The sequence below is a fragment of the Cognatishimia activa genome, assembly GCF_026016445.1.
GTDB lineage: Bacteria > Pseudomonadota > Alphaproteobacteria > Rhodobacterales > Rhodobacteraceae > Cognatishimia > Cognatishimia activa_B.
The window spans coordinates 467562-480078 of sequence record NZ_CP096147.1 but is presented as its reverse complement, the minus strand read 5'-3'; the positions used below and the strand labels follow the sequence as shown (position 1 = coordinate 480078).

Sequence of the window (12517 nt, the reverse complement as noted above, 5' to 3'; positions counted from 1 at the left end):
ATGCTAGGGGTTGGCGGCCTTCACGCGAGCCGCGAACATAGATTTGTTGATCCACTTGGAGAGCCCTTTGGGCATCAGCGCAAAGATCTTTTCGATGCGCGGATTGAACAGAAGACGGTGCATCTCTTCGAAGTGGACATATGTGCCCAGATACAGAGCTGAAACGTGTTCCTGCTTCGGGTAGATGGCCAACATCTTAGCGATGACCTCGTCAGCAGTTTTGCAGGTTTCCAGCGCGGCTTCATAGTCCTCGATGTACTTAAGGCTGTATTCCATGGTTGCCTGAGGTGTCAGGTCTGCACTCCAGCTGCGCAGGATATGCCCGGGGATGACGACTTCTAGGTCCATTTTCATCCACTCGCGCAGCTGCTCTTTGACTTTGGCGCGGCTGGTTGGCGTGCTGCCACCCATCATAACGTGACCGCCAAAATAGCATATGTCGGTTGGCAACAATGCCTTGAGGTCAGGGATATAGGCCACTGTGTGCGGTTCGTCCTCATGGCCTACGCCGACGTCGCCGTATTGGTCATGCCAAAGGTGGATTTCACGGCCTTCCAGCATGATCTTGTCGGTGTCCCATGCCTCAAACTTAACCGAAGGCACCGCAGCGTTATCGCCGTAACGCTTGCGTGCCATATTGTCATCGGCTTCGATACGGAGTTGCTGCAGTTGTGCCACGCGGGGGGCAGCAACACATTTGGCATCCGGGAACCGTTTAAGCAGCTCGGTGGCTCCTTGAGAGTGGTCCAGATGGGCGTGATCAAGATAGATATAGGTTAACTTGCGACCGGTTTCTTCGATCACATCCGCAAGGCGTTCTGCTGAATACTTAGTCGGCTGCGCTGTAAAGCAAATGAGTTCGTGATCACCCATAACCAGCGAACTGGAAACGTTGATCTCGTTGGCCTCCGAAATGAAATGTAGCAGCTTTAGCGGGCTGCCCGGCACAACAGCTTCGTACGTGCGAAAGGGCGTGTCATCAAACTTTGTCGGAATCGAACTTGCAGCGGACTGCGCTCCACCTTTGACCCAAAGCGCGAGCGCCACAAGCGACAAGATCAGGGCCATAATCACGGCAAAGGCCGTTTTGGAGGCTAAGAAGATAACCGTGAGCACTACCATGGCGAGGACGAGTTTGACGAGTTTAGAAAGCATTGAGGTGACTTCTGTCTTAGGGATCAGGGTGTTTGAGATGGCGGAAAACTAGCTGTATGCTGCAACGACTGAGCAAACAGGACCTACTCAACCGTCATTGTGCTGTAAGCGAAGCTTCGTCGTCTCTCGACGCCCACCTTTCAAGATGGATATCAAGATTGGCAGAAACGGTTGCTTCGGCTCGGTTGGTGTCATTTCCAGTTTCCTCGTTCATTCTTGACCTCCACCGAGTCTTCTTGTTCAGATGCCCCGTTTTGGGCTTGGCCTATCACGAAAACATCGTCTCAATTGATCAGCGACTTGAGATCACGTTGTTCGCGCAATGAGTAGACCGATTGGTATATTCTCACATTAGGTAGACCAAACGGTCTCCCTTTGGCAAGTCATAAATATAAGGCTGTACCCAACGGAATTCTTCGTTTGCCATGATGAAAGTCAGTTCGATGTTGCAAGGGTTCGAGTGAAAAGAGATCACCTCATCGCTTCACGCCTGACTAGAAAAGTGTTTTCACCTTGAAAACAGATGGAATTTTGCCGTCCCTAACGGATTACGCACTCATTCCTGCGATGAGTTTGGTGCCGCGACTTTGATAGCTGGTGCAAATCCAAATTTGAGATTGAAATGCTTTAACAAGCGTACCGTGGCCCCGATGATCAAAGGGATAAGTCAGGGTAAATGAGGATGAAAATGTAGGCCTTCTACGGAGCCCAACGTCCATTTTAGCGAATCGTTAGCGAGTTTCCAGCAATGCAACTCAACAATAGTGGGCCTGAAATTTGTACTCGAAGGTTCACTCAGAGCTAAGATCAATATCGTTGCAATATTAAAGAGGTTTGTTTTGCACGTCTGGCATTGGATCGTGGATAAATGGTCCAAAGTTGCAGCCTGTTCAAAAGGAATAGCTGCAAACTGCTCCTTGCAGTCATCTTCATATCATCACCGGAATGCTGTGTTGGGCCCACATTCCAGTGATGATCACTTCTCATTTTTATGATTTAGCTGGCCGAAGGTGACGCTTGAGAAAACGGCGCGTTGCCTCCAAGAATCCTGTGGACCCTTTCCAATCCGATGCCATGACCTCAAATACATGCGGTGCGCCTGGCACATAGTGGGTTTCAACTTCGACACCCGCGGTCTCCAGCCTTTCCGCATAGGACTTAGACTCTTTGTAAAATAGGTCGAAAGTGCCCACGCCAAGCCATGTTGGCGGCAAATCTGACAAATCTTTACGACGCGCTGCCGAGGCGTATTGCGGTAAGGATGTGGCTCCAGCTTCATGCCCTCCCAGATAGGCATTCCAAGCCACTCGGTTCACGTGATTTGTCCAAAGCTTATACTTGTTTTTATCGAGTTGACGATTGGCAGCTGTTCGATCATCAAGCATCGGATAATGAAGAACCTGAGCGACGGGTTGAGGACCACCCTCATCGTGAATTCGTTGAACCAGCGAAGCAGCCAGCCCTCCGCCAGCGCTTTGGCCTAGAATTGCAATCCGGTCATTGTCATACACTTCTTGCTCCAGTATCCACTGCCAAGCATGGAAAACATCGTCCAGTGCAGCGGGGAATGGGTCACGAGGCGCCCACCTGTACTCCACCGTCACAATGCTTGCGCTCAGCCACCTAGCGAAACGCGATGCAACGTCGTTCACTTGTTGGGTCGTGCCAGCGACAAAGCCGCCACCGTGAATCCAAAGCACAGCTGCACCATTACTGCCGGTAAGTGGTTCAAACACACGCAAACAAAGGTGCTCTACTGAGTATTCCTTAACAGAAACACCAAATTCCACTTTTGTACCCGAGCTAGCATTGTAAATTGTACGACCGAACGGGATCATAGAGCGATGATAATATGGCAGCACCGGCAAGAACCGAAAGGTATCACTAAGGTCTGGATGAAGCTGAGACTCCGAAATCATGATATCCTCATTTTTCTGATATAAACCGTGTTTCATCACCGTGAATTGTGGTGATTTGCATTGATCCTTGATCGCAAATGCAGTTTGGGCTCGCGTTGCCGCGTTCTTCAGTTCTTGCGCATCGCGTCTGCGAGCAAAGCTTGCGCTATGTGTTTCGCACGATCAAAGTTTCCCAAATCATTTAGGGCCATATGCGCTGTCGTAGCGCCCTCGATCAGCAAATGCATGGTTTTCGCCAGTTCCAAAGCATCCGGCACGTCACACTCTTCACAGAGGTCACGCAGCAACTTTATGATATTCTCCTTATGATGGCGCGCAATCTCGGCTTCAGCCCCGTCTTCATTACCAAACTCAGCAAGAGCATTTATGAAGTAACAACCGTTGAAATCTTGTCGGGAGGCAATACTTTTAGCGCCATCGAAGCACGCAAGGAGGCGTTCCTGAGGATTAAGGCCTTCTTTTTCGGTGAATTCCGCCAAAAGCGAGTGCAATCGCGATGCGCGCCGCCGTAGGGTTTCTCGAATGAGTTCCTCTTTACTCTCAAACCCCTTGTAGAGCGTCATCTTAGCGACACCCGCTTCATCAAGGAGTTGGCTGACCGATACGCCTTTGAACCCTTCTTTGGCAAAAAGGGTCTCCGCTGTATTTAACAAATGTTCACGTTTGGGTGCACGCATTTTGCCTCACTTGGTTTTGGTGGAATATACCGAACGGTATACTTTGCAGCAAGGCGAAAAATTGAACAATATGTTTGGGCACTCGAGTGCGAGATCCCTTAGCTCGCTTTCCATGTTTTGGGCCCACCTTCAAACATCTAAATGGGAGCGCCGAACAGCAACTCAATTCGCAAGTCAGATAAATGAGATTTGCGCAGCCAATGCTTGTCATCCGGTTGCCGATATGGCTGCGATCACTTCAATGCAGAAGTTCAATTTGCAAAAGACAAAATCTACTTTGTCCGCATTTTCGACATTGGTGTGGGACCCAGCGAATATTGGCATTCCGCTCAAACTTCATTCAAGTTTCCTTGGCCCGAGCTATGTTGTGGATCGAAATAAATATGACAAAATATTCGTTTACGCGACACAAAAACTTACACACTTTGTTACACACTAAAGTGTAATTAACTGTTTTTATTATTGTCTAAATAATTGCAAATCCGTGTACACCGGTTCGATTCCGGTACTCGCCTCCATTAGTTCTCAATACCTTAGACAGACTTTAAGCGCCTAGGTTAGATTTAACCTCGGTTAGTCGTGCGGTTTGCATTCCATCACGAAGAGTTTTGCCACTCAGTTCTCACAACTGGAGTAGAATTGAGCCCTGTTTGGCCTGAGCAGCCATTGCCATGAAATATGATCGATTGCACAGGCGCAGCTAAAAGTGCCTATGCGCATCGCCAAACAGGGTACTCTGGGATGTTCTTTCGGATCAAACAGAACGAGTGATACCACCATCAACCCGAATGTTTTGACCTGTGATATATCCTGCACCATCAGAGGCTAAAAATGCGACTGTCGACGCAATTTCTTCATAGGATTTGCCATAGCGGTCCATCGGAATACGCGCTTTCCAATCGGGGTTTTCAGGTAGGCTGTCTATGAAGCCCGGCAAGACGTTATTCATCCGCACATTCTCGGCGGCATATTTATCCGCAAACAGCTTGGTATAGGCCGCAAGCCCTGCTCGCATTACTCCTGAGGTTGGAAAAACCGGATCCGGCTCGAATGCTGCAAAGGTCGAGATATTGATGATCGATCCATATTTCTGTTTGAGCATGATCGGCGCCACGATACGCGCTGCACGCACGGCATTGAGGAAATAAACCTCCATACCTTCATGCCAGTAGGCATCGCTGATCTCTAGTACAGCAGCGCGAGGGCCATGACCGGCTGAATTTACGAGCACGTCGATGCGACCCCATTTGTCCATCGCCATGTCGACAAGCTTTTGCATATCTTCGCTAGACCGATTTGTGCCTGTCATCCCGATCCCTCCAAGCCCCTTTGCAAGAGCCTCCCCTTTGCCAGAAGAGGATAAAATCGCGACGTGAAATCCATTTTCCGCCAAGCGACGCGCACTATCTGCGCCCATGCCGCTTCCACCGCCCATGATGATTGCTACTTTTTGATCCGCCAATTTACATATCCTTCGATATCTTCAAACCAAACTCATTCTGCGTATCTTCAAGCATTTTGACTAATCAGTAATTCTTCCATAAGAATGTAGAATATCTACATTCAGGACCTCGCCATGCGCAGCCTTCCCCCTCTCAACGCCTTGAAAAGCTTTGAGGCCTCAGGCCGCCATCTAAACTTTCGTCTAGCGGCAGATGAACTTGGCGTAACGCAGGGTGCTGTGGCTCAACAGGTCAGAGGCTTAGAAGACCTATTGGGTGTTAAGTTATTTAACCGCCAGCCCCGTGGCCTGGCCCTGACAGATGAAGGCCGCAGCTACTTACCGACAATTCGTCGTGCCTTTGATTTGATAAATGAGGCGACAGAAAATCTAGCGCCAAAGGAAAAAGTTATTACCATCAGTGCCACACCGTCATTTGCGGCTCGATGGCTGGTTCCGAGACTTGGTCAATTTGCGGAAGACCATCCTGAGATACGCTTACGGCTTGATGCATCCAACCATTTGGCCAATTTTCAATCTGATGGCGTGGACATCGCCATTCGGCAAGGATGGCCACCTTTTGGCCACGGCCTTCAAACCGAACGCCTGTTTGCAAATGAACTCATTCCGGTTTGCCATCCGGATCTCATCGGAAGTGGCGAGCCGATAGAAGAGCCAAAAGACCTTTTGAAACACACCTTGCTTGAAGACGCCCATGGTCAATGGCCACTTTTTCTTGATACGTTTCTGGATCACCAATCTGAGAGTTCCGCGCGCATGATGCGTTTCAGCCAAACCTCATTGGCCATCGATGCCGCATTGGCCGGACAGGGCATCGCCCTAATCAGCCGCGCTTTGGTAGCATCAGAACTGGCCCAATACCGGCTTCAACAAGCCATCGCTCTGAGTTTACCCACCCAGAATGGGTATTTCGTCGTGACACCACGCACGCCTCGGCAAAAGGCGCTGACTAACCTGGTTCGGAACTGGCTCATGGACCAATGCTAAACACTTGACCTACCGAATGATCTCTCGCGTTTGAAACACCCAGCACTTTTTTGCGTAGCAGACTTTCGACGCATCAACATTAACAGGGGAACCCTTTTTTAAGGCATTACTATAGCGAGACACTTTCCAAAAGTGTTGCCCGCTCCAACCCTTGCTTGTCGCAATTTAGCGTCACTTCACCGCGTTTCAGAACGACAAAGTTGTCACCTAAATCATAAGCAAAATCAAAGAATTGCTCCACCAGCACTATGGCCATTTCGCCTTGATCTCGCAGATAACGAATGACGTCGCCAATTTGCTTGATGATGTTTGGCTGAATACCCTCGGTTGGCTCATCCAGAAGCAGCAGCTTTGGCTTGGTAACCAATGCGCGGGCGATCGCGAGCTGTTGTTGTTGACCACCTGACAAGTCCCCTCCCCTGCGGTTACGCATGTCTTGTAAGACGGGGAACAATTCAAAGATTTCATCCGGCACCGAACGCTCAGATCGATCCAGACAGGCATAGCCCGTTTCCAGGTTTTCTCGCACTGTCATCAGTGGAAACACATCGCGACCCTGCGGGACATATCCCACGCCAGCTTTGGCCAAAGCATGCGCTTTCGCACCTCGAGGGATCGCCCCTCCATCCAATGTCACATCGCCACCAGATCGGGCATGCGTTCCAGAAATCGCCTTCAGCAAGCTGGTTTTCCCCACGCCGTTTGATCCCATCAGGCAGGTTACTTTGCCAACTTCCGCAGACATTGAGACATCATACAGAATTTGCGAGTGACCATAGTGCAAGGTCAGATTATTAACGTCCAACATCTCTTAACGCCCCAGATAAACATCAATAACTTCAGGGTCTTGGGTGACGTGATCGATCGACCCTTCAGCCAAAACTGACCCCTCGTGCAGCACGGTCACCTTGCAATTCAGACGACGCACAAACTCCATGTCATGCTCAACAACAACCACAGCACGCGTCTTGGCGGCTTCGACAAGAATTTCAGTGGTTTTCTCGCGTTCCGCAGGTGTCATGCCTGCAGCGGGTTCATCCACCAGAAGCAAGCGAGGATCTTGCGCCAAGAGCATCCCAATCTCGAGCCATTGCTTTTGCCCGTGGCTGAGCTCGCCTGCTTTGCGTGGAAGCTGATCGGTCAGGTTTATTTGCTCTGCCAAATTTTCAATGCGCGCAGCACCTTCTGCGGATTTGCGGTAGAACAGCACTTCGAATGGACCGCGAGGGTTTTTCAACGCCATTGCAAGGTTCTCGCGCACGGTTTGATCTTCAAACACAGTCGGTTTTTGGAATTTCCGCCCAATGCCTTCTCGCGCAATCATGCTTTCGGATTTGCCAATGAGATTAACGTTCTTTTCACCCCAAAGAACGTAGCCCTCATCAGGTTTCGTCTTGCCGGTGATAATATCCATGAAAGTGGTTTTGCCTGCGCCGTTGGGGCCGATGATGGCGCGCATCTCTGGCTCGCCAATCTGAAAAGCCAGATTGTTGATCGCTTTAAAGCCGTCAAAGGAAACCGAGACGCCTGAGAGTTCAAGAAGAGTGCTCATGACGCGTCCCTTTTCAGTTTGTCAAAAATCATGCCGATGCCACCTGGGAAGAAGAGCGTCACAGCGACAAATGAGAAGCCAAGCAGCACCAACCACCATTCGGTCCATTGAATGGTGTAGAAGCCAAGGTTGATGTTTGGCGCGCTACCGCCTGTGAACCAGCTTGAGAGCAGTGAAACAAAGGCCGTGCCAATGACGGCACCATAGAGGCGTCCACGTCCGCCGATCGCAACCCAGACCGCGAGGTAAATCGACGCGATGGGTGCAATCTCTGCAGGATTAATGATACCGGCTTGCGGGTAATAGAGCGCCCCTGCGATACCAGCCACCACAGCGGTGAGTGTGAAGATGAAGAGCTTATAGCTTTCCACATGATAACCTAGGAAACGCACGCGCGCTTCGTCGTCGCGGATAGCTCGGATGACGCTGCCCATTTTGCCGCTGAGCACGCGTGCAAATAGAACGTAACCTAAGCCCAGCGCAATTGCTGATGCCCAGAAGAAAGCCATGGAGATCACGGATTGTGGCACAGCCTCAAAGCCCGGGATATTCTGTAGGCCAGACAAACCATTGTTACCCCGCAGACCACTGTCGTTTTGGAACAGATACAGCGCCAGTGCGAGGGTCATCGCTTGGGTCAAGATCGAGAGATAAACGCCGGTCACGCGAGAGCGAAAGGCGAGCCAGCCGAAGATCAGCGCCAATATGCCGGGAACTAACACCACCAACAGCAGTTGCAGGATCAAGCTGTGGGAGTAAGCCCAGATAAGTGGGAACTCTGCAGAGCCAACCACGCCGAAGATTTGCGTCGCAATGGCGTCATTGATCTCTGTTGGCGTTGCGGGAATGGTCCGTTCCGCCAAATTCTGCGTCACGATGGTTTCGGTCCGCGCATACATCAGCCACATGCCAACCGCATAGCCGCCAATGCCGAAGAAGGCGAAATGGCCGAGCGAGAGGATACCGCAGTAACCCCAGACCACATCCATGGCGATGGCCACAAGGCACAAGCACAACACCTTACCCAATGTCTTCACGAAAGAGGTTGAGATCACGCCGGCGCCTGTGGCTTCGGCCAGGACGGTCACTCCGAGGGTGAAGAGACCAAGGCAGGCGAGGAACCAGAGAACAGATGGGTTTTCAGCGAAAAAGCTCTTACGCATCGGATCAATCTCCCGCCGCGCGGCCTTTGAGGGCGATGATACCCTTTGGCCGGAATTGAATGAACAGGATGATGAAGAGGATCAGATAGGTTTGCGCCGCCAAGGTGTTAGATGGGTTGAGCCATTCCACACCCTTCTGGAAGGTGCCGATCATGGCAGCACCCGCAAGCGTACCCCAGACGTTGCCCACGCCTCCGACAACCACCGTCATGAAGGACTGGACGATGTAGTCAGAGCCCATTTCGGATGTCACTTTTGCAAAGAGGCCAATCGCAACACCGGCAATCCCCGCAATGCCGGAGCCGAGACCAAAAGTCATCATTTTGATCTTGTCGGGGTTGATCCCCATCGAAGCCGCCATGCGTGGGTTCTGCGTCACAGCGCGCACTTCCAGACCCAGACGGGTCTTCTTCAGGATGAAGAGCAGCAGTGCGAGGAATAGCAGCGCCAGCACAAAGATCGCAATACGGATATAGCTGATCTGCACAACGTCATTGATGATCCATGCGCCATCCAGCCAGCCCGGAGAGGTCAGAGGGCGCGCCTGTGTGCCGAAGATGTTCTTTGCGAGCTGTTGTAAAGCGATGGAAATACCGAATGTCGCCAGCAACGTTTCCAGCGGGCGGTTGTAAAGCCAGCGGATGACGAGGCGCTCCATGGCCACACCCGCAGCGAAGGTGACGATGAAGGCCAACGGTAGAGCGACAATCAGAGAGGCCGTGTAATTCGGCACAAATTGCTGCACAACATACCCCGTGTATGCGCCCATCATGATGAATTCACCGTGGGCCATGTTGATGACACCCATCACGCCGAAGGTAATCGCAAGTCCGACGGCAGCAAGAAAGTAGATCGAAGCCAGTGAAATTGCATCGAGGCTGAGGTCGAAAAACTGGTTCACACCAACGCGGGTTTGAACGGAGGATTGCGCTTTGGAGGCCGCTGCGGTGACTACCCTGTCAGCTTCAACGAAAACGCGATTGAATTGATATTTCGCCAGTGCCTCATCGATCATGGCCGCGGTCACGCGCGCAGGAACTGCGCCGCTTTCCGCCAATGTATCATAGGCCTCTGCGCGTTTGTTAAGATCATCAAGCTGTGCAACCGGAATACCACCCACTTTGCCACCATCGACATTAGCTTCCAAAGCAAGACGCAGGTCGTTTTCGCTGACCAATTCCGGCAGCCCCTTTTGCTCGACAAGTAATGCATAAGCTTCAGAGCGTGTCAGATCTTCGCCAATCACCAACGCCGCATCCAGATTGCGCTCTGTCGCGCCCTCGGTGACCTCAAGCTCAGTTTCGAGTATCTGCGCCAGAACAGCGCGGCCCTCGACGCTCAGAACAGATGAAATGTTTTGGATGGCCGCGATGCGCTGATCCGCATCTTCTGAAAACCGTGCACTTAGATAGTTTGCAAGCTGCTCTTTGCGCGCTTTCAGCTCTGTATCAGGCTCGCCCTCAATTGACCCCAGCAACGGCGCCAGCATTGATCCCGACATATTTCGCGCGATAGCCGTGACCGCATCAGTCCGGCGCGTAAGATCGGGATCGCTAAGTTGGAATTGCACCAGGGCAGAGGCGATTTCTTTGCGCACACCGCCGTTGGGTTTGATCTGTTTCGCGGCCTTAGTATCAACCGTCGTAACGGTCGCACCTGTGTCCACATCGATCAACGCAAGGCCATCGCTCGTCTTCTTGGTGTAGAAAAACAGGCCGTCCTCTTTGCGGCTATAGACCTCTTTGCCCTGCCAGCTTTCCAAAAACTGAGGCACCGTTGGCAGGCCAGAAGCCACGAGCGCTTCGAGCACAGGGCCGACAGTTTTTCGCGAAGGTTTTGCGATGGTTTTCTGATGCTCTTGCAGCAGGCTTTGCAGCTCTTGCGCATGCGCGCTCAGTGGCAGGCATAGCAATGCCAGAACCATAGTGAAAATGCGGATCATGGGAGAAGGTCGCCGTCTAAGGTGAGGCCAAGGCGAAATGCCGCCTTGGCCGATCGTTATGTGATCAGATCAGTAGTTGGATTTGATCTGCACGCAGGATTTGGTTTCGGTGTTGTACATACCGCAACCCAGCTCTTTCCAGTCGGACTTCAGAACTGCAGATGCTGGCAGGAAGTCTGTCCATGCATCGCCTGGAACTTCTGTTGTCTTAGAGATGATGTCGAACTGACCGTCGGCCTGGATTTCACCAATCAGAACTGGCTTCGCCAGGTGGTGGTTTGGCAGCATAACCGCTGTACCGCCTGTCAGGTTCGGGAACTCTTGGCCGTACATCGCTGTGCGAACCGCGTCGACGTCGGTAGTGCCCGCCGCTTCAACCGCGTTCACCCACATGTTGAAGCCAATGTAGTGTGCTTCCATTGGGTCGTTTGTCACACGCTCTTCACCTGCGAAGGCTTTCCATGCGTCGATGAATTCAGCGTTTGCGTCTGTTTCTGCAGACTGGAAGTAGTTCCAAGCCGCCAGGTGACCTTCAAGGTTCGCTGTGTCCAGACCGGACAGTTCTTCTTCACCAACAGAGAAGGCAACCACAGGAATATCGTCAGCAGAGATACCTGCCGCAGCCAGTTCTTTGTAGAAGCCGATATTCGCGTCACCGTTGATGGTGGAGATCACGCCAACGGATTTACCGTCTTCACCCAGCGCCACAACGTCCGCAACGATCGTGGCCCAGTCAGAGTGACCGAATGGTGTGTAGTTCACGAAGATATCGTCTTTCGCGATACCGTTGTCTTGCAGGTACTGCTCAAGGATGTTGTTGGTGGTCCGTGGGTATACGTAGTCAGTGCCCAACAGAGCGAATTTCTCCACGCCCAGTTCTTCCAGGAAGTAGTCCACCGCAGGGATCGCCTGTTGGTTCGGTGCCGCACCTGTGTAGAAAACGTTCTTGGAAGATTCTTCGCCTTCATACTGAACTGGGTAGAACAGCAGCCCGTTCAGTTCTTCGATGACTGGCAGAACAGACTTACGGGAAACAGAAGTCCAGTTGCCGAAGATTACGTCAACTTCATGTGTAGTCAGCAGCTCACGTGCCTTTTCAGCAAACAGCGGCCAGTCAGACGCAGGGTCAACAACCACAGGCTCCAGGTCACAACCCAGAACACCACCCTTTGCATTTTGCTGGTCAACCAGCATCAGCATGGTGTCTTTCAGTGTGGTTTCGGAAATCGCCATAGTACCAGACAGCGAGTGCAGAACGCCCACTTTTACGGTGCAATCTGCGGCCATGGCAGCAGAGGCAGCGACGGTCAAAGCAGCGGCACTGGTAAGAGTCTTTGCGAATTTGATCATTTTAGCTCCTCGCGGAGCGCTCGCATCGTTGCGCCAAAGGGCACAAACAAGTAGCAAGGACTCCGCAACGTTTGTTGCAATTCGTGTGGCGGTCTTTCCGAGGTCCAATCGATTGGCCGTCACACACCCGGTATCCCCAAACGAGCCTAAAGCCCGCGATCAGGTGGCCTTATGAAGGTTGCTGGTTGGACCAGGATCAACTTTTCAAAAGGAAACGTTGTTCCTTTTAGGGGCGATGATTAATTTTTAATCAATATTACACGTGACAGTTTAATTATTAAGCATACTCCTATGCTGCAGTGCCGAATTC

General features: G+C 51.6%; 10 protein-coding genes. 1 reads left to right on the top strand and 9 read right to left on the bottom strand.

The features are described 5' to 3' along the window. Window positions 1-3: 3 nt before the first annotated feature. The 4 genes from M0D42_RS02305 to M0D42_RS02290 form a co-directional block, all read right to left on the bottom strand. Window positions 4-1155, bottom strand: coding sequence for a hypothetical protein (locus tag M0D42_RS02305; RefSeq protein WP_265020002.1), 1152 nt, complete (start codon window positions 1153-1155; stop codon window positions 4-6). A gap of 989 nt (window positions 1156-2144) precedes the next feature. Beyond that, window positions 2145-3074, bottom strand: a complete 930-nt coding sequence (locus M0D42_RS02300; protein WP_265020001.1) for an alpha/beta hydrolase — start codon at window positions 3072-3074, stop codon at window positions 2145-2147. A 107-nt stretch (window positions 3075-3181) separates the two neighbouring features. Further along, window positions 3182-3751 carry a TetR/AcrR family transcriptional regulator gene (locus tag M0D42_RS02295; RefSeq protein WP_265020000.1) on the bottom strand — a complete coding sequence of 190 codons (570 nt, stop codon included), beginning with the start codon at window positions 3749-3751 and terminating at the stop codon, window positions 3182-3184. 754 nt (window positions 3752-4505) lie between these two features. Beyond that, entirely contained in the window at window positions 4506-5213 is a 708-nt protein-coding gene (locus tag M0D42_RS02290) for an SDR family oxidoreductase (protein ID WP_265019999.1), read from the bottom strand. Window positions 5214-5327: 114 nt separating this feature from the next. Between M0D42_RS02290 and gcvA the strand changes: the two genes are divergently transcribed. Then, window positions 5328-6200 carry a transcriptional regulator GcvA gene (gcvA, locus tag M0D42_RS02285; protein WP_265019998.1) on the top strand — a complete coding sequence of 291 codons (873 nt, stop codon included), beginning with the start codon at window positions 5328-5330 and terminating at the stop codon, window positions 6198-6200. A 109-nt stretch (window positions 6201-6309) separates the two neighbouring features. On the opposite strand, the gene urtE is transcribed toward gcvA, so the two are convergent. The 5 genes from urtE to urtA form a co-directional block, all read right to left on the bottom strand. Then, window positions 6310-7008, bottom strand: a complete 699-nt coding sequence (urtE, locus tag M0D42_RS02280; RefSeq protein WP_265019997.1) for an urea ABC transporter ATP-binding subunit UrtE — start codon at window positions 7006-7008, stop codon at window positions 6310-6312. Window positions 7009-7011: 3 nt separating this feature from the next. Then, complete coding sequence (gene urtD, locus M0D42_RS02275; RefSeq protein ID WP_265019996.1) at window positions 7012-7752, bottom strand: urea ABC transporter ATP-binding protein UrtD; 741 nt, start codon at window positions 7750-7752, stop codon at window positions 7012-7014. Further along, entirely contained in the window at window positions 7749-8915 is a 1167-nt protein-coding gene (gene urtC, locus M0D42_RS02270; RefSeq protein WP_265019995.1) for an urea ABC transporter permease subunit UrtC, read from the bottom strand. The genes urtD and urtC overlap by 4 nt, the downstream gene beginning before the upstream one ends. Before the next feature lie 4 nt (window positions 8916-8919). After that, window positions 8920-10857 (bottom strand): urea ABC transporter permease subunit UrtB, encoded by a 1938-nt coding sequence (gene urtB / locus M0D42_RS02265; RefSeq protein WP_265019994.1) that lies wholly within the window; start codon window positions 10855-10857, stop codon window positions 8920-8922. Window positions 10858-10926: 69 nt separating this feature from the next. Next, window positions 10927-12207, bottom strand: a complete 1281-nt coding sequence (urtA, locus tag M0D42_RS02260; RefSeq protein WP_265019993.1) for an urea ABC transporter substrate-binding protein — start codon at window positions 12205-12207, stop codon at window positions 10927-10929. Window positions 12208-12517: the final 310 nt, after the last annotated feature.